General features: G+C 45.5%; 19 protein-coding genes. 15 read left to right on the forward strand and 4 right to left on the reverse strand.

What is annotated here, in order from left to right; translation table 11 throughout:
- Window positions 1-5: 5 nt before the first annotated feature.
- Window positions 6-1,445, forward strand: a complete 1,440-nt coding sequence (locus IGJ17_RS00365; RefSeq protein WP_429961008.1) for a glycoside hydrolase family 1 protein — start codon at window positions 6-8, stop codon at window positions 1,443-1,445.
- 81 nt (window positions 1,446-1,526) lie between these two features.
- Here the strand turns inward: IGJ17_RS00365 and IGJ17_RS00370 are convergent, their stop codons facing one another.
- Window positions 1,527-2,279, reverse strand: coding sequence for an ABC transporter permease (locus IGJ17_RS00370; RefSeq protein ID WP_429961009.1), 753 nt, complete (start codon window positions 2,277-2,279; stop codon window positions 1,527-1,529).
- Window positions 2,276-3,217: an ABC transporter ATP-binding protein gene (locus IGJ17_RS00375; protein WP_061053538.1), complete on the reverse strand. Its 942-nt coding sequence runs from the start codon at window positions 3,215-3,217 to the stop codon at window positions 2,276-2,278. Before IGJ17_RS00375 ends, IGJ17_RS00370 begins: the two co-directional genes overlap by 4 nt.
- 95 nt (window positions 3,218-3,312) lie before the next feature.
- Between IGJ17_RS00375 and IGJ17_RS00380 the strand changes: the two genes are divergently transcribed.
- From IGJ17_RS00380 to cydC, 5 genes are all read left to right on the forward strand, one after another.
- Window positions 3,313-4,278, forward strand: coding sequence for a transcriptional activator, Rgg/GadR/MutR family domain protein (locus IGJ17_RS00380; protein WP_429961010.1), 966 nt, complete (start codon window positions 3,313-3,315; stop codon window positions 4,276-4,278).
- 182 nt (window positions 4,279-4,460) lie between these two features.
- Entirely contained in the window at window positions 4,461-5,891 is a 1,431-nt protein-coding gene (locus IGJ17_RS00385) for a cytochrome ubiquinol oxidase subunit I (RefSeq protein WP_005232838.1), read from the forward strand.
- Window positions 5,888-6,907 (forward strand): cytochrome d ubiquinol oxidase subunit II, encoded by a 1,020-nt coding sequence (gene cydB, locus IGJ17_RS00390; protein WP_005232836.1) that lies wholly within the window; start codon window positions 5,888-5,890, stop codon window positions 6,905-6,907. Before IGJ17_RS00385 ends, cydB begins: the two co-directional genes overlap by 4 nt.
- On the forward strand, window positions 6,904-8,625 hold the full coding sequence (gene cydD / locus IGJ17_RS00395; RefSeq protein ID WP_005232835.1) for a thiol reductant ABC exporter subunit CydD: 1,722 nt from the start codon (window positions 6,904-6,906) through the stop codon (window positions 8,623-8,625). Before cydB ends, cydD begins: the two co-directional genes overlap by 4 nt.
- Window positions 8,618-10,378 carry a thiol reductant ABC exporter subunit CydC gene (gene cydC / locus IGJ17_RS00400; RefSeq protein WP_086316736.1) on the forward strand — a complete coding sequence of 587 codons (1,761 nt, stop codon included), beginning with the start codon at window positions 8,618-8,620 and terminating at the stop codon, window positions 10,376-10,378. The genes cydD and cydC overlap by 8 nt, the downstream gene beginning before the upstream one ends.
- Window positions 10,379-10,432: 54 nt before the next feature.
- On the opposite strand, the gene IGJ17_RS00405 is transcribed toward cydC, so the two are convergent.
- Window positions 10,433-11,413, reverse strand: coding sequence for a polyprenyl synthetase family protein (locus tag IGJ17_RS00405; protein WP_005226544.1), 981 nt, complete (start codon window positions 11,411-11,413; stop codon window positions 10,433-10,435).
- 93 nt (window positions 11,414-11,506) lie between these two features.
- On the opposite strand from IGJ17_RS00405, the gene IGJ17_RS00410 reads away from it, so the two are divergent.
- The 3 genes from IGJ17_RS00410 (at window position 11,507) to IGJ17_RS00420 (ending at window position 14,727) form a co-directional block, all read left to right on the forward strand.
- Window positions 11,507-12,409 (forward strand): prenyltransferase, encoded by a 903-nt coding sequence (locus IGJ17_RS00410; RefSeq protein ID WP_008376658.1) that lies wholly within the window; start codon window positions 11,507-11,509, stop codon window positions 12,407-12,409.
- Window positions 12,410-12,440: 31 nt separating this feature from the next.
- Entirely contained in the window at window positions 12,441-13,649 is a 1,209-nt protein-coding gene (locus IGJ17_RS00415) for an NAD(P)/FAD-dependent oxidoreductase (protein ID WP_005232831.1), read from the forward strand.
- 136 nt (window positions 13,650-13,785) lie between these two features.
- Window positions 13,786-14,727: an FAD:protein FMN transferase gene (locus IGJ17_RS00420; RefSeq protein ID WP_086294334.1), complete on the forward strand. Its 942-nt coding sequence runs from the start codon at window positions 13,786-13,788 to the stop codon at window positions 14,725-14,727.
- A gap of 65 nt (window positions 14,728-14,792) precedes the next feature.
- Here IGJ17_RS00420 and IGJ17_RS00425 read toward each other — a convergent pair whose 3' ends face one another.
- Complete coding sequence (locus IGJ17_RS00425; protein ID WP_086294335.1) at window positions 14,793-15,707, reverse strand: LysR family transcriptional regulator; 915 nt, start codon at window positions 15,705-15,707, stop codon at window positions 14,793-14,795.
- Between the two features lie 263 nt (window positions 15,708-15,970).
- On the opposite strand from IGJ17_RS00425, the gene IGJ17_RS00430 reads away from it, so the two are divergent.
- From IGJ17_RS00430 to IGJ17_RS00455, 6 genes are all read left to right on the forward strand, one after another.
- On the forward strand, window positions 15,971-16,576 hold the full coding sequence (locus IGJ17_RS00430) for an NADPH-dependent FMN reductase (protein WP_008376652.1): 606 nt from the start codon (window positions 15,971-15,973) through the stop codon (window positions 16,574-16,576).
- 18 nt (window positions 16,577-16,594) lie between these two features.
- Window positions 16,595-19,021: a flavocytochrome c gene (locus IGJ17_RS00435; RefSeq protein ID WP_429961011.1), complete on the forward strand. Its 2,427-nt coding sequence runs from the start codon at window positions 16,595-16,597 to the stop codon at window positions 19,019-19,021.
- A gap of 90 nt (window positions 19,022-19,111) precedes the next feature.
- Entirely contained in the window at window positions 19,112-20,341 is a 1,230-nt protein-coding gene (locus tag IGJ17_RS00440) for an L-lactate MFS transporter (RefSeq protein WP_429961012.1), read from the forward strand.
- Window positions 20,342-20,562: 221 nt separating this feature from the next.
- Complete coding sequence (locus IGJ17_RS00445; protein WP_429961013.1) at window positions 20,563-22,665, forward strand: SH3 domain-containing protein; 2,103 nt, start codon at window positions 20,563-20,565, stop codon at window positions 22,663-22,665.
- Between the two features lie 240 nt (window positions 22,666-22,905).
- Window positions 22,906-23,409, forward strand: a complete 504-nt coding sequence (locus IGJ17_RS00450) for a general stress protein (RefSeq protein WP_008376644.1) — start codon at window positions 22,906-22,908, stop codon at window positions 23,407-23,409.
- Between the two features lie 269 nt (window positions 23,410-23,678).
- Entirely contained in the window at window positions 23,679-24,245 is a 567-nt protein-coding gene (locus IGJ17_RS00455) for a hypothetical protein (protein WP_005232821.1), read from the forward strand.
- Window positions 24,246-24,279: the final 34 nt, after the last annotated feature.

A 24,279-nucleotide genomic window follows, 5' to 3' on the forward strand; every position in this document is an offset into this window, starting at 1 on the left:
ATGACATGAAGAAAAATAAGAAGCAATTTCCTGCCGATTTTTATTGGGGAGGTGCAGTTGCCGCAAATCAATTAGAAGGGGCCTATCTTGAAGGGGGAAAAGGCTGGAGCGTGGCAGACATCAATCGCTTTCGTAATGATATCGATATAAAAAAGAAAAGCAACAAAGAAATAACGACGGCAGACGTTGAATTTGCTTTAAATGATCAAGAAGGGCGTTACCCCAAACGGGATGGGATCGATTTTTACCATACATTTCGTGAGGATCTGGCACTCTTAGCCGAAACAGGCATGAATTCGTTTCGAACATCTATTAGCTGGGCGAGAATTTTTCCAAAGGGAGACGAACAAACGCCCAACGAAGAAGGGTTGCGCTTTTATGACGAATTGATCGATTGTATCCTTGAAAACGGTATGGAACCCTTGATCACCTTGTCTCATTATGAAATGCCGATCCATTTAGCGATGGCTTATGATGGCTGGTCAAATCGTAAACTGATTGATTTCTTTGTTCATTTTGCGCAAGTCGTATTCAAGCGATACCAAGGAAAAGTCAAATATTGGATCTTAGTCAATCAAATGAACTTGATTACCCATGAATCATTTAACCACCTTGGTATTCCCGCTGACCGAGCCGACAATCTGAAGCAAGCTAAGTACCAAGGGGTTCACAATGAATTGGTAGCATGTGCGAGAGCGATCAAAGTAGGGAAAGAAATTGATCCTTCTTTTCAAATTGGTATGATGTCTTATTATGGCAATGTTTATCCAGCTACTTGTAAACCGTTGGATGTTCTGAGTGCTCTCAAAAATAATCAAATGGAATATTATTATTCAGATGTACTTGCGCGGGGAACTTATCCGAATTATGCCTATCGCTTTTTTGAAGAAAACGGCATCGAGATTCAATTTGGGGAAAACGATGAAGCGGACTTCAAGCATACGGTCGATTTTGTTTCTTTCTCCTATTACTACACGCGAATCATTCATAGTGAAAACTACGGGAAAGAAGACGCAGCTTCGCCTAACCCTTATTTAGAAGCCAATGACTGGGGCTGGGCGATTGATCCAATTGGGTTACGGATTGCTTTGAATGAGTATTATGATCGGTACCAATTGCCGATCATGATCACAGAAAATGGTATGGGTTTTTATGAGACATTGAATGAAGAAGGAACGATCGATGATACGTATCGCATTGATTTTCTGAAACAGCACATTGAACAAATGAAAGAAGCAATCTATGATGGCGTAGAACTGATCGGCTACTATCCTTGGGGACCGATCGATCTTGTTAGCTGCTCCTCATCAGAAATGAGCAAGCGGTATGGGTTCATTTACGTGGATCTAGATGATTGGGGCAATGGTTCAGGAAAACGGTACAAAAAAGCCAGCTTTGACTGGTATAAGAAAGTGACGGCTTCTAACGGAGAAGTCCTCGATTAAAAAAAAAGCGGCAACGACGAAGCAGAAGCTTGATCGTTGCCGCTTTTTTTATAAGAGAGTCAGAAAAGGTAGCCGGCGTCATTAGCGTATCCGTTTCTGATAAAGCATTCGTGCCAAGAACCAGCTCACGACTACGATACCGCCGCACCAGCTAAAGGCACTGACCAAGGTGGTATCTTTCAAGTTTAACAAAAGCCCTCGCAAAGAATGGATGATCGGCGACATTGGTTGGTATTCAGCAAAAATGGCTAACGGGCGCGGCATGGTTTCCGTAGGGACGAAACCAGAGCTTAAGTAGGGCAACAGGGTGATCAAGACAGTAAACAAGGTAGCTGTCTCGGGGCTTTTGGCGATGAGACCAACCAGAACTGAGACCCAAGTAAAAGCGAAGGTGAAGCAAAAGATCAATAGGAAGGCGAGCCCCCAGCCAGCAACTGTGGCTTGAGGGCGAAAACCGATGACCATGGCAACGATCAATACGACCAAGGTACTGATCAAGCTCCGAAGGGTCGCGGCGAAGACATGGCCGTTTAAAAAGGCTGAGTTAGAAATATTCAAGGTCATCAGCCGTTCCACCATGCCGGATTTCAAATCTTCCGTCACCGTTACCCCAACGGAGGAAGCACTTTGGGCGATACATTGGACGAGGACACCGGGAACGACAAAATCGACATAAGAAGTATCGCCGACGTTCATAGCGCCACCAAAAACATAGACGAAGAGGATCATTAAAATCGCTGGGGTCAAAATTCCACTTAGCAGAGTCTCCATACTGCGAATCGATAGCAAGAGATTGCGCTTGAATAAGGTGTTGGTTTCTATAATTGCTTTCATTGGTTTCCTCCTTGGACAAGTGTTAGAAAAATATCCTCTAAAGAAGCATTCTTTTGATTAAAACTGGTGATGGTGATCGGTAGTTGATTGAGTTCCTGCAACAGCGTGAAGGAATGCTGGAAGTCTTGACTGACGGGAAATGCCAGAGAGAGACTGGACTCATTGACTTGCAGCGGAAAATCAGACAGATGCTGACGCACGGTTTGCAAGTGTTCTTTTGTCAATACGCTGATTTCCATCGTTTGCGAAGGGTGCAGTGCTTTAACTTCCGTTGGTGTTCCTTGCAAGATGATTTTCCCTTCATGCAAAATGGCGACTTGGTCTGCTAAAAATTCAGCTTCTTCTAGGTATTGGGTCGTCAGGAAAATCGTTCGTCCTTGAGCGGCGATCTCTTTGATCATGTGCCATGTGGCTAAGCGGTTTTGCGGGTCTAACCCGGTCGTCGGTTCATCTAAAAAGAGCAGGTCAGGTTCGCCGATAAAACTCATGGCGATGTCTAAGCGCCGTCGCATGCCACCAGAATAGTTTTTGACTAGTCTGTTGCTGGCATCCACCAAATCAAAACGCTCTAACAACTGTTGGACGATCAACTGTTTGTTTTTGACATGGCGCAAGGCAGCAATCATCAGCAAGTTTTCTCGTCCGGTTAGTTCTTGATCGACGGCGGAAAATTGCCCCGTCAGACTGATTTTCTCGCGAATCGCTGCTGGATCTTTGGTCAAGTCGATCCCATCGATCAGCGCGGTTCCTTGATCAAAAGGCAGGATGGTAGACAAAATTTTGACTAGAGTGGTTTTTCCAGCACCGTTTGATCCTAATAAGACAAATACTTCGCCAGGAGTGACGTCAAAAGTGACCTCTTTCAAAACGGTTTTGTCTTTGAAACTTTTTTGTAAATGTTTCACGTGAAGCATTTTCTTTTTTACATGGGTATCCATAGCTTTTCCCTCGTTTCTATAAGATAATTCAACTATAAAGGCTCTTCGGGAAAAGCAACTGCTTATTTCAATATATTGAAAAAGAAGGTGAAAAAATGAACAATTATGGTGCGACAGTGAAAGAGCTTCGCAAAAGCAAAGGCTTACTATTGAAGGAATTAGTGGACGAACAATTGTCGATGTCTTTGTTATCGCAATTTGAAAATGGCAAAACGACGATTTCCTGCGAACGATTTCATCGTTTGCTAGATAAACTAGAAGTGAGTTTTGCCGAATTTCAACTGCTGCATACGGGGGAGCATCATTCGGAGGCTCAAAAGCTAATGGTCGACTATGTCCGTTCGATGGGGATCGAATCTATTGATGAAGTACCTAAACTAAAAAAGAAATATCAAAAGCTGACCGCCTACTTTCAACGACATTACTCCTTGGAGCTGGACCACTTCTTACAACTGATCCGTTTTGACTACTTGATGAAAGAGGAGCTTTTTAAAGGGGCGCCCATCCAGGAGGCGTACCCGAAACACAATTATTGTTTGGACTCTGCGAAACATTACTTGCTGAATACCGATACATGGGGTGTTTATGAGCTGCGGCTATTTGCCCGCGTAGCAGTTTCGATGGAGCCAGCTTTGCTTTGGCGCTGTTTGACGATCGCCATCAAAAAGAGTCAGCGCTTTGCAAAAATCCCCGGCAACAAAGATATTCTATACAACACGTTTGAGACGGTGTTTTCCGTCTTTGCTGTTTTTGATGAGGTGGATTATGCGGAAAAGACCTTTCATTTATGGCGAGATCATGTTTATGAAAAAGAACACATTGAGCAAGCGATCTTTATGCCGTTTTTTGAAGGCTGGACATGTCTATTAAAACAAAACAAGCCAAAAGCGGCGGACTTAATGCAACAAACGTTAGATCAATTGGAAAGATTAGGGATGAAGACCACGTTTTCCATGTATCAGTCATTAAGCACGTTTGTTTTAAAGGAGGATTTCCCGGGAATTTTATTGAGTGATCCTTTGCTTTCTGAGGGAACTCGTTACGGGTGGGAAGAGCCCTAAAAAGCTATATTCCGCTGATGAAAGCGCCTTATGTTTAAGAATCGGAGAGGAAGTGATTAAAAATCAGTAAATGCAAGCAATTTGCTTCTTTTTTACTGATTAGAGGAGTATATTCGAAGTTGGAATTTTTCTTTCTTTAGAATTATTTTAATGCACTTTTTTATGAAATAGGAGGATGTAGGATGGATATTGTGACACTAGCGCGAATCCAGTTTGCGATGACGACGATTTTTCACTTTTTCTTTGTACCGTTTTCGATCGGAACTGGTGTCGTCGTTGCAATTATGGAGACACTTTATGTGATCAAAAAAGATGAAAAATATCGCCGGATGACGAAGTTTTGGGGAAATATTTTTCTATTAAGTTTTGCTGTCGGGGTCGTGACAGGGATCATTCAAGAATTTCAATTTGGGATGAACTGGTCAGACTATTCTCGTTTTGTCGGGGATATTTTTGGTGCGCCCTTGGCTTTGGAGGCTTTGTTGGCGTTCTTCTTAGAATCGACGTTCTTAGGACTGTGGATCTTTACATGGGATCGGGTCAGTCCCAAGCTGCACGCCACCTTTTTCTGGTTGGTGACGCTTGGTTCGATGCTATCGGCGTTTTGGATCTTAGCTGCCAATAGTTTTATGCAGCATCCAGTAGGGTATACCTTGAACAATGGCCGGGCAGAAATGACTGACTTCGGTGCATTATTGGCAAATCCACAAGTGTGGTATGAGTTTTTACACGTGATCACCGCTGCCATCACGATGGGTGGGATCATTGTTGCTGGTTTATCAGCCTTTCGTCTGTTGAAGAAAGACAAAGACATTGACCGCGACTTCTTCAAAAAATCAATGCGGATCGGTTTTGCGGTGGCATTGTTCGGTTCATTCACCGTCTTGCTAGCCGGGGATGAACAAATGAAATACTTGGTTGAAGAACAACCAATGAAATTTGCCGCAATGGAAGGAACTTATGAAGATACCGGGAGTCCTGCGGCTTGGACTGTCGTTGCTTGGGCGAATGAAGCGGAACATCACCAAGTTTTCGGTATTTCGATTCCATATATGTTGAGTATCTTAGCCTTCAATGAACCCTTCGGCTCAATCGATGGGATGGATACGGTCAATCAGCAATTGATTGAAACCTACGGCGACCGGAATTACTACCCGCCGGTCAACACACTCTTTTGGAGCTTCCGGATCATGGCTGGTTTTGGTGCCTTGATGCTGTTGGTTTCTGGTCTGGGGTTGTATTTTACGCGTAAGAAGAAACCATGGCTCTTTGAAAAACGCTGGTTACTTTGGGTAGTGGCAATCACTTTGTTCACCCCATTTATTGCCAATACAGCTGGTTGGCTGATCACGGAGTTAGGGCGTTACCCATGGACGGTTTACGGCTTGTTTACGATCGAAGATAGTGTGTCACCAAACGTTTCCGTGACCTCTCTCTTGATCTCAAATATCGTTTACTTCCTCTTATTCTCTGGCTTAGGCGGAACAATGGTCTATCTTGTGAAACGGGAAATGGATCATGGACCTGAAAAAGAAGCCTTTGGTGAAATCAGCCAAGGAGACAACCAAGATGGGTACGAAGACCCATTTGATAAGGAGGCGTTTGAAGGATGACCGGTCTGCAATTACTATGGTTCACGTTGATTGGGCTTTTATTTTCCGGATTCTTCTTCTTAGAAGGGTTTGACTTTGGTGTGGGGATGTCTGTGCAGACATTGGCTCACAATGAAGAGGAAAAAGACCAGATCGTTAAAACGATCGGGCCTGTCTGGGATGGCAATGAAGTGTGGCTATTGACCGCCGGCGGAGCGATGTTCGCCTCATTTCCATACTGGTATGCTTCTTTGTTCAGCGGGTTTTATTTGATTTTGCTGTTGATCTTAGTTGGGTTGATCATTCGTGGTGTCTCCTTTGAGTTTCGAGCGAACTTCCCGAAAGAGCACAAAAACATTTGGAACTGGACGTTGACGATCGGCAGTACGATCGTACCGTTTTTCTTCGGTCTGATGTTTGTCAGCATGATCCAAGGAATGCCTTTGGGTGAAGATGGCAACATGACCGCAACCTTTACGGATTACGTCAATCCCTTTTCAATCGTTGGCGGGATCGCGTTGACCTTGTTGTGCTACTTGCACGGATTAAACTATATCGCTTTGAAAACGGAAGGTCCGATTCGGGCACGGGCACGCAACTATGCAAGTATTTTTTATGGCATCCTATATGCAGGCTTAATCGTCTTTGCTGTGATGCTTTACTTCCAAACGGATTTCTTTGAGAATCATTTTGCGACAACGCTTGGTTTGTTGCTTGTGATCGTTGTACTGACACTGATTGCAAATATCGGCGTCTTTAAAGGCAAAGAAATGATGGCTTTCATTGCGAGCGGCTTGACGTTGATCGCTTTGGTGGCATTGATCTTCACAGGGTTATTCCCAAGAGTCTTGATCAGTTCGATCGATTCAAGCTATGACCTGTTGATCGCTGATGCGTCTTCAAGCCGCTACACATTGAAGATCATGAGTTATCTTTCACTGACGATCTTGCCTTTCGTCTTGGCCTATACGGCTTGGAGTTACTATATCTTCCGTAAGCGGATCAGTCATACGGAGGCGTTGGAGGGGTATAAATGATTGATAAACAAATCATGAAGCTCCCAGGAATGAAACAACTTTTAGGGCTGCTTGCGGGACTTTCGTTCCTGCAGGCGCTCTTCATTATTGGGCAGGCGTATGGATTGGCACGTGCCATCACTGGCTTATGGGAAGGACGACCATTAGAGGAACAGTGGGGCTGGATTCTGCTGTTCTTTTGTTCGTTTATCGCCCGGCAAGCCGTTATCTATTTCCGTTCCAAAAGACTCGATGATTACAGTTACCAGCAAGCTGCCGATCTGCGGGATCAATTATTGGAGAAATTGTTTCGTGTCGGTCCTCAGATCGCACAACAGCAAGGGACGGGAAATGTAACAACGATGGTCTTGGAAGGGATCAACCAAGTCGAAAACTACTTGAAATTGATTCTTGCCAAAATCATGAATATGTCGATCATTCCTTGGGTCATTTTGGCACTCGTTTTTTATCTGGATTGGGAATCCGGCTTGGTCTTGCTGTTGGTGTTCCCCTTGATCATCATTTTTATGATCATCTTGGGCTATGCCGCCCAAAGCAAAGCGGAAAAACAATACCGGACGTTTCAATTATTGTCCAATCATTTCATCGATTCTTTGCGAGGGATCGACACGCTGAAATTGTTTGGGGTCAGTAAAAAATATGGCAAAAGTATCTTTGCTTCCAGCGAACGGTTTCGGAAAGCGACGATGGCTTCATTAAAAGTCGGTATTTTATCGACCTTCGCCTTAGACTTTTTCACGACCTTATCGATTGCCGTCGTGGCAGTCTTGCTAGGCTTGCGGCTGATCAATGAAGGGATCTTGCTGTTTCCGGCGTTAACTATCTTGATTTTAGCACCAGAATATTTCTTGCCAATCCGCGACTTTTCCAGTGATTATCATGCAACCTTAGACGGGAAAAATGCGATGACTGCGGTGACGGAGATCTTGCATCAGCCGGAAGCCCAAGTACCGGCAGTAACGGTGCCTCGTTGGCAGGAAGACGCCCAGTTAACGATTGATCAGCTGGCTTTTTCCTACGAGGAAAAAGCAGCTTTGAGGGATATCAACTTGAACGTGACTGGCTTCAAAAAGATCGGGATCATCGGTCTGAGCGGTTCTGGCAAGTCTACCTTGATCAATACTTTGAGTGGCTTTCTCGTGCCAGACAGTGGCGAGATCACTCTTGGAGGAGCCCAAACCACGGCCTTTCGCCAAGCAAGCTGGCAAGAACAGCTGATCTATATTCCGCAAAATCCTTATATCTATCGGTTGACCTTGCAGGAAAATGTCGCGTTTTATCAGCCGACAGCTACCAAAGAAGCCGTACTGAAAGCCATTGAAGTGGCAGGCTTGACTGAGCTTTTGGCAGAGCTGCCGCAAGGGTTGGACACGATGTTAGGAGAAGGGGAACGGCATCTAAGTGGTGGACAAGCCCAACGGATCGCTTTAGCCCGTGCCTTCTTAGATCAGCAACGAAAGATTCTTTTGTTTGATGAACCAACGGCACATTTGGATATTGAAACTGAAGTTGCCTTAAAGGAACGGATGCTGCCGCTGATGGAAAACCGGTTAGTCTTTTTTGCAACCCATCGCTTGCACTGGATGGAAGAAATGGATGAAATCATCGTGATGGATCAAGGAAGAATCGTGGAACAAGGAACCTTGGCACAACTGCAGCAAAAGCAAGGTGCTTTTACAGAACTAGTCAATGGAATGAGGAGGGAACAGCTTGAATAAAATCGGCTTATTGCGCTCATTGAAAACCGATACCTGGGTCAAGCCTTTCTTGTCAAAATACAAAAACGTTTTGGCGTTGGCCTTATTCCTAGGCTTCTTGACCTTTTTCTGTGGTGGCGCACTGATGTTTAATTCTGGGTACCTGATCAGCCGCTCGGCGTCGATCCCGGAAAACATTCTATTGGTTTACATCCCCATCGTACTGACCCGAGCATTTGGGATCGGCCGTCCAGTTTTTCGCTATTTGGAACGGTTGACCAGTCATAGCTGGGTGCTACGCATGACTTCTAATTTACGATTGAAATTGTATAACGTAGTAGAAAAAGATGCGATCTTCTTTAAGCAAGCGCATCGCACGGGGGATATCTTGGGCTTATTGGCAGAAGATATCAACCATATTCAAAACCTGTATTTGCGGACGATCTTTCCTACCGTGATCGCTTGGATCTTGTATGCGTTCTTGATCATTGGACTCGGCTATTTTTCTTGGTGGTTTGCTTTGGTGATGCTGCTGCTATTAGGAACCATCGTCTTTGTCTTGCCACTTTGGTCGGTGATCATCAACGGCGCGCGGCAAGAAAAGCAAAAACATATGAAAAACAACTTGTATACGACACTGACGGATAATGTATTAGGGGTTTCTGATTGGGTCTTCTCTCAAAGAGGGAGCGAGTACGTGGCTGCCCATAAGGAACTGGAAACGCAGTTGCGGGCGGTGGATGAACAGATGCTGTCCTTTGATCGCCGGCGTGATTTTCTTTTACAAAGCATCTTTGGGGTGATCGCTGTCGCATTGCTGCTTTGGACCAGCATTCGCTTTCCAGGTAACCACGGAGGAGCAGCCAACTGGATCGCTGCCTTTGTCCTGTGTGTCTTTCCTTTAGTTGATGCATTTGCGCCATTACCGTCAGCTGCTCAAGAAACCAATCGGTACAAAGACTCCATCGATCGCTTCAATGCATTGCCAGAAGAAAATCGCCAAGAGGTCTCCATGGAGCAACCGTTAGTACCTGAAGTGACGGGTCTCGTGTCGATCACAGTCAAGGACTTGCATTTTCAGTATCCTGAAGGCAAAGAAGTGCTTCATGGGCTGGATCTAACGATTCCTGCGCATCAAAAACTAGCAATCCTTGGCCGCAGCGGTTCTGGGAAAAGTACATTTGCCTCCTTGTTGCGAGGCGATCTGCAACCGACGCAAGGGGCGATCACCTTAAATGACGTGCCAGTGACGGCATTGAGTGAGTCAATCAGTGACTTGATCGGTGTCATCAATCAAAGTCCCTATCTTTTCCATACGACCGTCTTGAATAATATTCGGCTAGGCAATGAGTCGGCTTCGGAAGAAGAAGTCTGGCGCGTACTGGAGCAAGTCGGGTTGAAAGAAATGGTGGTAGCTTTGCCTAATGGCTTGGCGACGATGGTGGATGAAGCCGGCTTGCGTTTTTCCGGCGGGGAACGGCATCGTTTGGCATTGGCGCGGATCTTGCTAAAAGACACCCCGATCATCTTATTGGATGAGCCAACCGTCGGCTTAGACCCAATCACGGAGCAAGGCGTACTTGAAACCTTTTTCCAAGTGCTGGAGAACAAAACGATCATTTGGATCACCCACCACTTGCAAGGAATTTCGATGATGGATCGTGTGCTTTTTATTGAAGATGGTCAGTTGACCATGAGCGGAACACCTGCCGAATTGGCCGCAGAAAATAAACATTTTCAACACTTATTGGCCATTGACCAAGGACGACGATAAAAAAGAGCGTCCATCAATCAGTGATGGACGCTTTTCTTATCATTGCGCTATGGCTCAGTAATTGCGCTGCAAGAGCAGTTCAGTTAATGAACGAATTTTGGCTTTGCTAGGTGCTTCTGGCAGCAGATCGATGTCGTCTAAGGCTTTTTGCGTGTAGGTGACCGCGAAAGCGCGCGCTTTTTCGACACCGCCGTAACGGACGACAAGATCCGCAACTTCTTGGGCTTCTGCCAAGGAGAGTGCTGCTTTTTTATTCAAATAAGGAGCGAATGCTGCAGGTGCCTGTTCTTTGGCAAATAGCAGCGGCAAGGTATAGACCCCTTGCGCCAAATCTTCTAGAATCGGTTTTTTCAAGGTGCCGCTATCAGAGGTGTAGTCGAGAATATCGTCGAATACTTGAAAGGCGATCCCGATGTTGCGACCGATCTCACCAGCTCGTTCTTGGTTTTCTGTGTCGAGACCGCCAAAATGAGCGCCTTCGAGACAAGCGAGCCAAAACAGTTCAGCGGTTTTGCCGTTGATGCTTTGTAGATAGTCGTCAATCGATTCATGGATGTTGTAGCGAGTGTGCATTTGATCAAGTTCGCCTAAAAGGAGTCGTTTCATGGCTTGTGCGTTGGTTTTTAAAAACGGGGAGCCATTCATACTTTCGATCAAAAGCTCAAAAAATTGGGTGAACAGAAGATCACCCGTGTAGACCGCGATATCCTTGCCATATTTGGCTTGAACAGTGACTTGACTGCGGCGCAGCGGCGAATCGTCAATAATGTCATCATGGATCAAAGTGGCCATGTGTAAAATTTCTAGAGAAGCAGCAATTTTTGTTAATTGGTCGGTTTTTTTATAATGGGGATCGCCTAAGTCAGCAAACAAAAAAAAGAGCGCTGGCCGCAGCATTTTTCCACCTGAATAAGTAAAGTCGATCAAAACATCTTGTATCTCTTTGTTACGAACAGTAACGTGTTCTTCAATGATGGAACATACGGTTTTCAATCGTTGTTCGATCGTCGGATAATCGATCCAAAAGTCAAACATAGTATAACCCTTTCTAACAGTCATTCAGCCCTTATTCTAGCGTAAAGGGGCGTGATTGACTAGTTTAATGCACTCACTAAAGGAGGTGGAGTTGTGACGCTACCTGTATTTTTAGAACTTGTCGAATTTAAAGCAAAAACCGCCAGTATTTTGCCATTTTTTATTGGTGTCTGCTACAGCTGGTACAATTATCAAACGATTCATCTTGGCTATGTCTTATTGTATTTCATTGCCATGCTGATTTTCAATATGGCGGTGGATATTTTAGATAACTACAACGATTACCATCATGCCACAGAAGGGCATGATTACAAAGAAAAAACCAATATTATTGGTCGGGAGCAGTTGTCTGTCAAATTGGTTTTTTGGTTGATGGTCTCCATGATCATCCTTTCCGCCGCCATGGGGATCGCCTTGGCAATGGTGGTTGGCTGGCCGCTCTTTTGGATGGGGCTGTATTGTTACCTAGTCGGGATCTTTTATTCCTCTGGTCCACGGCCGCTTTCTAGTTTGCCTTTAGGCGAGTTCTTTTCCGGCTTTACGATGGGCTTTATGATCTCATTGATCTGTGTCTATCTCAATGCCTATCAAACCTTTGAATGGAACATTGCCACGATTGGCAGTATTTTCTTGATCTCATTGCCCAACACATTATGGATCGCCAACTTGATGCTGGCAAACAACATTTGTGATCTGGAAGAGGATGAAAAAAATGAGCGCTATACGCTGGTGCATTACCTTGGTAAAGCCCGTGCGTTGAAATTATTTATCGCGATGAACGTCTTGGCGTTTGTTGCGATCATTGCCTCAGTTGCCCTCAACATTGCGCCTTGGTCACTGGTTCTGACCTTTTTCGCGGCGCCCTTTGTCTGGCAACAGACAAAACGATTTATGCAAAAACAAATCAAAAGAGAGACCTTCATTTGTGCCGTTCGGATCCTTGCGGTCGGAGCATGCGTACAAGTGCTGAGTTTTGCGATTGGTTTGATTTTATAATTTTTACAGCAAAGAAAGGAAGTAAGGAAACATGAAGGAAGTTGTCATTTTAGGAGCAGGGTATGCTGGATTGCGAGCATTGCACGTACTGCAAGGAGCAAAAGAAGCGTTTCACATCACATTGATCGACAAAAACGATTATCATTATGAGGCAACCGATCTTCATGAAGTTGCGGCTGGTACGCAACCAAGAGACCGCATTTGCTATCCCATCAATGATGTCGTTCGTCCCCAAAAGACGAGCTTTGTTCAAAAGGAAGTTGCGTCGATCGATCGTAACCAGCAAGTGATCGTTTTTAAAGATCAATCCACGTGCACGTATGATTATTTGATCGTGGCGTTAGGCTTTGAATCAGAATCATTTGGGATCCCTGGTGTCGAGGAGCATGCGTTGGAAATGGTGGATGTCGACTCCGCAGAAAACATCTATCATCATTTGTTGAAACAAATGAAGGCATACAAAGAAACACAAAATCCTGACTACCTAAAAATCGTTGTCTGCGGTGCTGGTTTTACCGGAATCGAATTGCTAGGTTCATTGGTGGAAAACCGTAAAACCTTTGCGAAAGCAGCAGGCGTCAAGCCAGAAGACATCAAACTGTATTGTGTCGAAGCAGTGACTCGTTTATTACCGATGTTTGATGAAAAACTATCGGATTATGGGATCAAAAATCTCGTTAAATGGGGCGTGAACTTCCTGACTGGTAAACCCATCAAATCAATCAAACCGGGTGTCGTTGTCTATCAAGATGATGCCGATACAGGAGCAACAGCTGAATTATCAGCCAAAACCATCGTTTGGACCACAGGCGTCAGCGGCAGCCATGTGATGGCTGAATCAGACTTTTCTGCTCGTCGGGGTCGCGTGATGGTCAATCAAGACCTAACAGACCCTGATCATAGTAACGTCTATGTTGTCGGTGATGTTTCAGCAGTCATGGACCCAGCGACCAATCGCCCGTATCCAACAACGGCTCAAATCGCTTTGAAGATGGGGCAGCATGCGGGTAAAAATATCTTACGTCAAATGAACGGGGAAAAACCAACAGATTTCCACTTTGAATCATTAGGTTCAGTGGCGTCTATCGGCAATACCCATGCCTTTGGCTTAGTAGGGAAAATGGGCATCAAAGGCTATCCCGCTTCCGTGGTGAAAAAAGCCATTATGGACCGTTCCTTGTACCAAACCGGTGGGGTCAAAGAAGTATTGGCGAAAGGCCGCTTCGACTTTTATCATTGAGCAATAGAGACAGCAGACTGCGAGGGTGACCTCGCAGTTTTTTTTCAAAAAAAGCAGTGGCGGCATCCCGCAGACTACTTTTTTCTCCCAGAAACTGCTATGATAGCCAAAAGAAGAGGACAAAGGAGCAAGGACAATGGCAGAAGGTCAACGAGTGTTACAGGGAATGGGAACGGTGATCACGATTTGGGTGCAGCATGAAACCCCAGAAGTGATCTTAGAGGAAGCAGCGAAAAGAGCCGTGGCCTTTGAACAGCGTTTTAGTGCCAATGACCCGACGTCTGAGTTGATGCAGATCAATCAGCAGGCAGGACAAGGAGCGATCGCCGCCACACCGGAATTGGTTGAATTGATCGCACTAGGGAAAACCCATAGCTTGCCAAAAGATAGCTACTTAAATATTGCCATCGGTCCTTTAGTGCAGGAATGGCGAATCGGGTTTCAAGATGCCCATCTACCAACGCCTGAGAAAATCGCTGAACTGCTGCCAAAGACTGATCCCGCCAAGATCGTTTTGGATGAAACGCTGCAGACCGTTGGGTTAGCTGCCGGCATGAAGCTTGATCTAGGGGCCGTTGCGAAAGGGTATTTTGCTGATTTGTTGATGGCGTATTTCAAGCAGGTCGGTGTCACAGCCGCTTTGATCGATCTTGGGGGCAATGTGGTGACTTACGGCGATGCCCCGAGCCATGCTGATGGCTATTGGCGGATAGGGATCCAAAATCCTTTCTTGCCAAGAGGGAATTTTGTCGCCGCGTTGAAGGTACACAATCAGTCAGTCGTTACATCAGGGATCTATGAACGAACCTATCAGGTAGCGGGCAAGACCTATCATCATATCTTTGATCGAGAAACGGGCTATCCGTTAGAGTCAGCCATTGCCAGTGTCACGATTCTATCCGACAAATCGGTTGATGGAGAGATTTGGACGACCCGCTTATTTGGCAAAGAGCCACAAGCCATCTTGCAGGAGCTGGCGCCGTTAGAAGGGATCACTGGATTAGTCATTACCAAACAAGGTGAATTGATCTATCCGCAAGAATTAGCACGTTTGATCGAAACGCCAACAGCAGAATGAAAGCAAGCAGCGATCACCTAGGAATATAGGTGATCGCTGCTTGTTTTTTTTGTAAAAAAGGAAAGCTAGACGTGGTGCAAAAAGGCCTCGATCAAGGCGGCTTCGCTGTTTGACAATGCCCGTTCGGCTTGGTGGGCAATAAAATAGGTGAGGGACAAGAGTTCCTCTGGCATTGGATAAAGATTAAAAGGGGTCGCGGTCGCTGCTTGTAGCACGCTTTCTGGTACGATCGCAATCCCAAGGTTGTTTTCTGCCAATGCCGCTGCTGTATAAATATTGCTGCTTTCTATGAGAACCGTCGCCTCTACTTTGTATTTTTGCAGCAATTGATCGATTTGGCGCCGAATCGCCGAGCCGCTGGCGGTCAAAATCAATGGACTTTGCAGCAAGTCTTTGACGGCCAATGAATCAGGCGCTAAATACCGCTTCTCTGGTTGATACAGGGAAGAACAAGGCGGAATGATCGCTAGATACCGTTCTTGATTGGTACTGTGGACCGTTAGATTCGGTGCGATCGTCTCAGGATTTTGTCCGATAAAAAAGTCCAGCTGCCCATTCAGCAGGCGTTTTTCATTGTGCTTCGGCAGGTCTTCCCGCAAGAAAAAGTGCACGTTGGGATAGTGTTCATAATACGCAGGCAAAAAGAGCGGCAGCAGGTAAGAACCAAGGCTTGGCAAGATGCCTAAGCGCAAAGAACGCTTCTCGGTCGCGGTATACCAAGACAGCCGACTTTTCAATTTGGCAGATTCTGTTTCCAAGGTTTCTAGATATTGATAATAGATTTTACCAGCTTCCGTCAGTTGAAAATGTCCCGGCTGCCGATTGATGATGGGGGTCCCTAGCTCTTGCTCGGCTCGTTTCACGGTTTGCGTCAAGTAAGGCTGTGAAATGTAGAGATCTTTGGCGGCTTTGGTGTAGTTGCTATGCTTTAACAAGGTATCGAGGTATTGCAGCATCAGATGGGAATCTTTAAGTGCCATCGCGTTGTCCTCCTAGTCATTTTTCTCATTATAACAAATTTGTTATCGATGGATAATTAAATAAATATTTCACAAATAAAGAATTCAGCCGTACACTTAATGGGTACTTGGGGAAGATTTTTTTGTTTAGGAAGAAGCCTTTCATCTCAATAGGTCGTAAAAAACAACTTGAGAAACGATTGAAAAAAGAAATCAAAGCCAATGGTCAAAAACTTTTTATTTTTTGTTAAATGTTAAATTATTCACAATTAGGAGAGATGATAATGAAATTGATTGGAATCGTAGGAACCAACTCGACGCGTTCGACCAACCGTCGCTTACTGCAATTTATTCAAAGCCATTTTAGTGACCAAGCGGAGATCGAACTTTGCGAAATCAGTGATCTGCCGGCATTTAATGAACCAGAAGATCGGACGGCACCAGCGGCAGTCCAAGCCTTGTCAGAGAAGATCGAAGCAGCAGATGGGGTAATCATCAGTACACCAGAATACGACCACTCGATCCCAGCGGTGTTAAAAAGCATGATCGAATGGCTTTCTTATACGACGCGGCCTTTGATCGATAAACCAGTGATGATCACGGGTGCTTCTCTTGGTGCATTAGGTTCATCGAGAGCCCAAGCCCACTTGCGTCAGATCTTAGATGCGCCTGAAGTAAAAGCCCGAATCATGCCGAGTGCGGAATTTTTGTTAGGGCATTCCATGCAAGCCTTCGATGAACAAGGAAACTTGATCGATAACGAAAAAGTTGCCGAACTAGAAGACTGTTTCAATGAATTTGTCTTGTTCGTCGAAATCACGAACCGTCTGGTCAGTGAATATTCAACGGCTAAAGAACGAGCAAAGAAATTTTCGTGGGAACAAGCATAAGAAAGAGAGGAACTAGTCATGAAATTTGTCGGCCTAATCGGAACGAACGCCAAAAAATCGACCAATCGCCAATTAGTAGCGTTTATGCAGCGAGAATTTGCTGCCCTAGCAGAAATTGAACTGCTGGAAATCAAGGATGTTCCAATGTTCAATGAAACACGAGATCAAACCAATAGCGAAGTGATCCAACGGTTAAATAGCAAGATTTTAGCAGCCGATGGAGTGATTATCGCAACACCAGAGCATAACCATTCGATTCCTTCCGCATTGAAAAGCGTCTTGGAATGGCTCTCCTTCAATCTCCATCCCTTTGATGGCAAACCAGTGATGATCGTCGGCGCATCCTACGATGTGCAAGGCTCCTCCCGAGCACAGCTTCATTTGCGCCAAATCCTTGACGCTCCAGGTGTCAATGCGACAGTCATGCCAGGAAATGAGTTCTTGCTGGGGCGTGCGCATCAAGCCTTTGATGAACAAGGCAATTTAAAAGATCAACGAACGATCGACTTTTTGGAAAGCTGTTTCCGCAAGTTCGTTCGGTTTACGGAAGTCGCTAATTTGTTGAACGTACCAGAAGAAGTCGTTTATGAGCCTGGTGAATACACCGTCACAGCACCAGGACATAACGGGGATCTACCAATGGTCGTCAAATTGAGCGAAGAACGGATCGAAGCCATCGATATCGATACGTCTGGTGAATCAGAAGGGATCGCTGATGTCGTTTTCGTACGGATCCCTCAAGAGATCATTGAAGGGCAAACCTTAAATGTCGATGCGATCTCTGGTGCTTCGGTTACTAGTAACGGTGTCGTTGATGGCGTAGCAAAAGCCGTGAAAATGGCTGGTGCGAACCCAGATGTCTTGCGCAAACGTCCAAAAGCCGCCAGTGCTTTGCAAACAGAAGATGAAACGTACACTACCGATGTCGTTGTCGTAGGTGGTGGCGGCGCAGGTCTGAGTGCAGCTGCCAGTGTGCTGCAAGCCAATAAAGACGTGATCTTAGTAGAAAAATTCCCAGCGATTGGTGGCAATACTGTACGTACTGGCGGACCGATGAATGCTGCGGATCCAAAATGGCAAAACGGCTTCTCCGCATTGCCTGGCGAACGCAGTGCTTTAGAAGAAGTGCTGACGATCGATGAACAAGACATCGATGCAGAATACTTGCCAGACTTCAAAGCTTTGAAGGCACAAATCACTGCGTATCTTTCAGAAACGACGCCAGAAAAAGAATACTTGTTTGATTCTGCTTTGTGGCATCGAATCCAAACTTATCTAGGCGGAAAACGCAAAGATTTGAATGGGCAACCGATCTATGGGAAGTACGAGCTAGTGAAAATCTTGACGGATCAAGCATTGGCCTCAGTGAAATGGTTAGAAGAAATCGGCGTAGAATTTGATATGAACAATGTCGATATGCCAGTAGGAGCGAAATGGCGCCGTGGGCATAAACCAGTTAAAAACGAAGGGTATGCCTTTGTATCGGCTTTGCATCAATTCGTGAAAGAACATGGCGGAACGATCTTAACCGATACGCCTGTCAAAGAATTATTGATCGAAGATGGTAAGGTTACTGGAATCATCGGGGAAGGCCGTAACGGTCAAAAAATCACAATCCATGCCAAAGCAGTGATTTTGGCTTCCGGCGGGTTCGGAGCGAACACCAAAATGTTGAAACAATACAATACCTATTGGACAGAGATCGAAGACGATATCAAAACGTCAAATTCACCAGCGATCACTGGTGACGGGATCAAACTAGGGGAAAGTGCTGGCGCGGACCTTGTTGGCATGGGCTTTTCACAAATGATGCCCGTATCTGATCCGAACACAGGGGCTTTATTCAGTGGGCTGCAAGTGCCGCCAGCTAACTTTGTGATGGTCAATCAAAAGGGGGAGCGCTTTGTCAATGAGTACGAAAGCCGCGATGTATTGACCCAAGCGGCGATCGATAATGGCGGATTGTTCTATTTGATCGCGGATGAAGAGATCAAGAAAACCGCTTATAACACGAGCCAAGAAAAAATCGATAAGCAAGTAGCTGTTGGTACGCTGTTCCGCAGTGAGACCTTGGCTGGCCTGGCAGAGCAGATCAATGTTGATCCAGCCGTCTTAGAGGCGACCGTTGCGAAATACAACAGCTATGTGGATGCTGGGAAAGACCCAGAGTTTGGCAAAGATGTTTTCGACTTGAAAGTGGAAAAAGCGCCTTTCTATGCCACACCAAGAAAACCAGCGGTTCACCACACGATGGGAGGATTGAAGATCGATCCGCAAACCCATGTGTTGACGAAGGAAGATCAAATCATTGAAGGACTGTATGCAGCAGGAGAAGTTGCTGGGGGGATCCATGCCGGCAATCGCTTAGGCGGCAATTCGTTGACAGACATCTTTACTTTTGGCCGGATTGCTGGAAAGACAGCAGTCGCAGAACATCTCGAATAAAAAGCCTTGCACGTTGTGACTCGTCACGCGCGCTAGCTTTTGAAAAAACATGTGAATAAAGTAACATGCTTAAAACAAAGGAGAGAAAAAATGGAAACAAAAATCAATCGCTGGCTGATTCTGGTCGCTTCGACCGCAGTGTTACTGTGTACGGGCGCTGTTTACGCCTTTAGTGTTTTTGCAGGACCTCTTAGTCAATTAAAAGGTTGGTCCATGGAAGAGATCATGCTAGCCTTTACCATCAATGCCGCAGTTGGCCCGATTACCATGATTTTGGGTGGTTTGCTGACAGACCGAGGAGCCGCTAGATGGGTCATCGCTGGTGGAGGCGTGTTGTTCGGAGCGGGTTTCTTCCTGACGGGTTTGGTCAACTCACCCGCTATGCTGTACCTGACTTATGGAGTCTTTGCTGGTTTAGGGCAAGGCTTTGCCTATTCGGCTTGTTTAAGCAATACGATTCGGTTATTCCCGGATAAACGGGGACTGGCTTCGGGCTTGATCACAGCAGGTATGGGTGGGGCAGCGATTATTGCCGCACCGATTGCGAATCGTTTGATCGAATCACAAGATGTCTTAGCGGCGTTTCGGATTTTAGGAATTGCCTATATCGTGATTGTCTTGGTGGCTAGTCTATTTATTCGTAAAGCACCAGAAAATTACCGTCCAGCAGGTTGGCAACCAGCGGATCAAGGAAAAAATGGTCCTCAAATCAATCTAAATTGGTTGGACATGCTGAAGACACCAACTTTTTACTTGATTATTGTTATGTTAGGGGTAGGGGCTTTCTCAGGTTTGATGATTGCTTCCAACGCCTCAGTGATTGGGCAAAGTATGTTTGGTTTGACGGCAGCGGCCGCTGCCTTTTATGTCAGCTTGTACTCATTGAGCAACTGTTTTGGTCGTGTCCTTTGGGGCACCGTTTCTGATAAAATTGGTCGGACGAATACGTTGATGATCATCTATGGCGTGGTGGCATTGTCCTTATTCTTATTGACGCTTGGTCAAACAACTGTGATCTTCACTGTCGGGATCATCGGTTTAGGACTGTGCTTCGGGGGCGTGATGGGGGTTTTCCCATCGATCGTTATGGAAAATTACGGACCGATCAATCAAGGGGTCAACTATGGAATCGTCTTTATTGGTTATTCTACGGCGGCATTCTTTGGCCCCAGAGTGGCAGCAGCAATCGCAGAAAGTAACCAAGGAGATTATACAAAAGCCTTCTATACGGCAATTTTCTTAGCAGTTTTTGGGCTTGTTCTCAACATAGGCTATGCGATGCTAAAAAAAGCCAAAAAGCCCGCACCTGTTATTAAATAACAATTCACCAAAAGTAGTCTTTTTGATAAAGGCTGCTTTTTTGGTGCTAAAACAACTCTTTTTTCTTTTTTTAGAACAGAGTATTGGCTGATAAAGCAAAAGAGAAAACTGTTTCATAGCAAGAATTTATCTCGTTTATTTCACTGTTTTTTCATCTTAACCCCCCATTTTTTAATAAATCGTGTTACAATAAAAAAAGGCTAATACGACGGAGGGATTAAATGACAATTCGTAAAGAACGACGCCGCTTAGAAAAGCGCTTGAAGCGCACGCAATATACCCAAAAAAGTATTACGATGGCTACTACTTTAGTAGCGGGATCAACGTTTATCCCGACCTTAGGGAATGCGGCTGAAACGGCAACGACAGAAACCAGCAATGACCTTAAGGTCGTTGAACAAACAACAAACACTACACCAGAAACCGACAGCACGCCGGTTGAGGAAACGACAGAATCGACGACAGCACCTGTTGTGACCGAAGAAACTTCGGAAATAACAGAGGAGTCAGGAGCTGAAGCAGTTACTGAGGGATCAGAAACAGCGACGACAGAACGCACAACAGTCGCTAGTGATGATGTCTTAGAAGCAGATGAAGTACCATCAGCCCTTTCTGATTTGACTAGTCGGGCATTATTTTCACGGGCAACGATCGATCCGGCTGCCTTTATCAGTCAGATTTGCGGCTATGCAACGGAAGTGGCGGCAGCAAACGATCTGTATGCCTCTGTTATGATGGCACAAGCGATTTTGGAATCTGGTTGGGGCGCCTCGACTTTGACGACCACGGCCAACAATATGTTTGGGATCAAAGGCAGCTACAACGGCCAATACGTGACGATGGATACCTATGAAGATGATGGTTCCGGCAATTATTATTTGATCAGCGCTAAGTTTCGGAAATACCCATCATTAAAAGAGTCTTTTGAAGACAATGCATATGTGTTGCGTAACACGAGTTTTTCTAGCGGCAACTACTATTACAGCGGTGCATGGAAAAGCAATACGACCTCTTACACACAAGCGACCGCTTGGCTACAAGGGCGGTATGCAACCGATACTTCTTATGCCAGCAAATTAAACAATTTGATCAGTACGTATAATTTAACGCAATATGATACTGGCAGCTCAAACACAGGTGGCGGCAATAGCAATGAAACGATCGTCAGTGATGAAACAGCGATCAATCAGCAGATGAAAACCACGTCATCTATGAATATTCGTTCCGATGCTTCCACCAGTGCCTCTATTACTGGTTCGTTAGCAGCTAATACGACGTTTACGGCAACGGCGACCAAAACCGGCACCAGCGTCAATGGCAACACCACGTGGTATAAGATTTCTGGCAAAGGTTGGGTCAGCGGCGCGTATTTGACGAAGGTTTCGACCGACTCTTCAAACAACAATAGCGGATCAGGCAACACCGGTTCTGACAATAGCAATTCCGGTACGACGATCAACAAGCAAATGAAGACGACGGAAGCGATGAATATTCGTTCTAGCGCGTCCACTAGCGGATCAGTGGTAGGGTCACTTAGCAAAGGCACGACCTTTACTGCCACTTCCATGAAAACCGGCACATCAGTCAATGGCAACAAAAATTGGTATTATGTCTCTGGCAAAGGTTGGGTCAGCGGTGCCTACCTTACTGAAGTGACCAACAATAATGCTTCTGAAGCGGAAAAAGAAGACAATGGTTCAAGTATCAATCAACAAATGAAAACGACGGCCGCATTGAATGTCCGCTCCGATGCTTCTACCAGCAGCCGTGTCGTGACAACGCTTGGTCAAGGGGTGACCGTTACCGTGACAGCGAAAAAGAACGGCACTTCAGTGGAAGGCAATAAAACGTGGTACTACGTTTCTGGCAAAGGTTGGGTCAGTGGTGCCTACTTGACAACAACCAGCAGCTCTTCCAATAATAACGGTTCAACAACCACAAATCAGCAAATGAAAACCACCGAGATTTTAAATGTTCGTTCCGATGCTTCTACCAGCAGTAGTATTACTGGTTCTTTAAGTAAAGGAGCAACCGTCACGGTTACCGCAACAAAAACCGGGACGACCGTCAATGGCACGAACAAATGGTATTATGTTTCTGGCAAAGGCTGGGTCAGTGGTGCTTACTTGACGTCTGCTAGCAGTGGGTCTTCTAATACGAATACCAGCAGCAGTTCAACGAAGACGCACACGGTGAAATCAGGGGACAGCTTATGGTCACTGGCACAAAAATACAACACCAGCATCAGCCAACTCGCATCATGGAACAACATCAACAGCAGCTATACGATCTTTGTCGGTCAAAAACTGATCGTTTCCAAGTAACAAGCAAAAAAACCGCGTGCAAGCCATTGGCTCACGCGGTTTTTTATGATGGATCAAGCTTTTACTAAGCTATTAGCGGTTTTTCAAGAAACTACTTTTTTTTCGTAAGCGCAATCAAACTATTTGGTCAATCATAGAACCCTGCGTTAGAATGAAAGAAGCAATAGAAATTGCTAGTTTTAAAAGAATTGCTTCAGAACCAGAACGATCGAAGCGTACACAAAATAAGGAGGATTTCACATGCACAACAGAAACCTAACGATTATTGGCAGTTACGACACTCGAACAGAAGTATTACCGGTTATTGAGCAATTGACAAACGAAGGCTATGGCAAAGAGGATATCGTGCTGTTTGCCAATCAAACAGTCATCGATCAATTTGGGTTAGAATCCATCGATGATGTGGAAGTGGAGCAGGCAGCTAGTGAGGATGAAGATCGTTCGCTTTGGGAAAAAATCAAAGATGCTTTTTCTTTCGGCGATTCCGATCATAGGCATGATGAGCATGATCCATTATATGGTTATCGTGATGACCTTGAACGAGACAAACTCGTTGTCGGCGTCTACGATTATCAGCCGATGGACAAAATAACCGATCGTGATGCAGATACTGGTCCGATCATCGATCAACCGTTACCAGGCGAAACAGCAATGCCAGATGAGTCCGTCCATCCAACGCCCCGCATGGGAGACAGCGATATTGAAGCACCGATCCATGACCCCAACCATCTGCGTAACTTATAAATAGAAGGGGTTAAACAATAAAGGAATCATTAAAGCCAGAGGAACAAGCATCCGTCGCACCTGCCAACCCTTAGTGAAGGGATGGGCCCGCAGGTGATCGACCGTCGCCCTCGGGCTTTTTTTGTTGCGCAACGGGCATTCATGTCTTTGTCATCTTTGAAAATAAAACTTAATTTGTTGACGATTGCTTTTTTTTGTATAATATAAGAATGAGATAGAGCGTTGTCGGAAGAGCCAACCACATTTTTGGGGAAAGGATGGGGAGTGCGATGAAATTTAAGTTCAATATGCAGTCGGCATTAGTCAGTTGTTTTGTTGCGGTTTTTTTGAGTGTGGCGATCAATCAAGACGCCAATGCCTTTGTGGCTGCGCCCTTTGTACGAGATTCTTCCAGTAGTTCCTCCGAGCCACCTTACCAGACAGCAAGCAGCAGTATCGAAGAAACCTCTGATTCCAGTCAGATTTTTTATGAAGCCAGTGTTAGTTCTTACACATCGCCTTCAACGACTAGTCGCTCGATCGAAGCGTCGACAAATGAAGGCACGTCTGTTTCCGTAAGTGAAGCAGAGACAGAGCCTAGCGTCAGCACTTCTGCAAGTAGCGAAAGCAGTTCGAGTACCGCGCCGAGTGGCGGATCAACCACCACCAGCGATACTTCTAGCAGTAGCGCTAGCAGCAGTTCTTCAAGCTCTTCCAGTACGAGTTCGACCAGTACTACAACAAGCAGCTCCAGCAGTGAAACGACTGAGCCGTCTTCAGAAACCTCCAATAGCGACGACGAAGCTGCGGAAGATACGAGTGAAAATGTTGATCTAACAGTCGAAGGGGCTCACTGAGCCTGACTGTAAAAATCAATCTCATCTAAAGGGA

It is taken from the genome of Enterococcus sp. DIV1096b (assembly GCF_050498765.1).
Classification (GTDB): Bacteria; Bacillota; Bacilli; order Lactobacillales; family Enterococcaceae; genus Enterococcus_D; species Enterococcus_D entomosocium.

Bases quoted from the DNA above. Each gene is read 5' to 3' on its own strand.
- IGJ17_RS00375 (WP_061053538.1), bottom strand. From the start codon at position 3,217: ATGGATACCCATGTAAAAAAGAAAATGCTTCACGTGAAACATTTACAA.
- cydB (WP_005232836.1), top strand. From the start codon at position 5,888: ATGACCGGTCTGCAATTACTATGGTTCACGTTGATTGGGCTTTTATTT.
- IGJ17_RS00385 (WP_005232838.1), top strand. From the start codon at position 4,461: ATGGATATTGTGACACTAGCGCGAATCCAGTTTGCGATGACGACGATT.
- IGJ17_RS00430 (WP_008376652.1), top strand. From the start codon at position 15,971: ATGAAATTGATTGGAATCGTAGGAACCAACTCGACGCGTTCGACCAAC.
- IGJ17_RS00420 (WP_086294334.1), top strand. From the start codon at position 13,786: ATGGCAGAAGGTCAACGAGTGTTACAGGGAATGGGAACGGTGATCACG.
- IGJ17_RS00365 (WP_429961008.1), top strand. From the start codon at position 6: ATGAAGAAAAATAAGAAGCAATTTCCTGCCGATTTTTATTGGGGAGGT.
- IGJ17_RS00370 (WP_429961009.1), bottom strand. From the start codon at position 2,279: ATGAAAGCAATTATAGAAACCAACACCTTATTCAAGCGCAATCTCTTG.
- IGJ17_RS00425 (WP_086294335.1), bottom strand. From the start codon at position 15,707: ATGGCACTTAAAGATTCCCATCTGATGCTGCAATACCTCGATACCTTG.
- IGJ17_RS00455 (WP_005232821.1), top strand. From the start codon at position 23,679: ATGAAATTTAAGTTCAATATGCAGTCGGCATTAGTCAGTTGTTTTGTT.
- IGJ17_RS00445 (WP_429961013.1), top strand. From the start codon at position 20,563: ATGACAATTCGTAAAGAACGACGCCGCTTAGAAAAGCGCTTGAAGCGC.
- IGJ17_RS00415 (WP_005232831.1), top strand. From the start codon at position 12,441: ATGAAGGAAGTTGTCATTTTAGGAGCAGGGTATGCTGGATTGCGAGCA.
- cydD (WP_005232835.1), top strand. From the start codon at position 6,904: ATGATTGATAAACAAATCATGAAGCTCCCAGGAATGAAACAACTTTTA.
- IGJ17_RS00440 (WP_429961012.1), top strand. From the start codon at position 19,112: ATGGAAACAAAAATCAATCGCTGGCTGATTCTGGTCGCTTCGACCGCA.
- IGJ17_RS00450 (WP_008376644.1), top strand. From the start codon at position 22,906: ATGCACAACAGAAACCTAACGATTATTGGCAGTTACGACACTCGAACA.
- IGJ17_RS00405 (WP_005226544.1), bottom strand. From the start codon at position 11,413: ATGTTTGACTTTTGGATCGATTATCCGACGATCGAACAACGATTGAAA.
- IGJ17_RS00435 (WP_429961011.1), top strand. From the start codon at position 16,595: ATGAAATTTGTCGGCCTAATCGGAACGAACGCCAAAAAATCGACCAAT.
- IGJ17_RS00380 (WP_429961010.1), top strand. From the start codon at position 3,313: ATGAACAATTATGGTGCGACAGTGAAAGAGCTTCGCAAAAGCAAAGGC.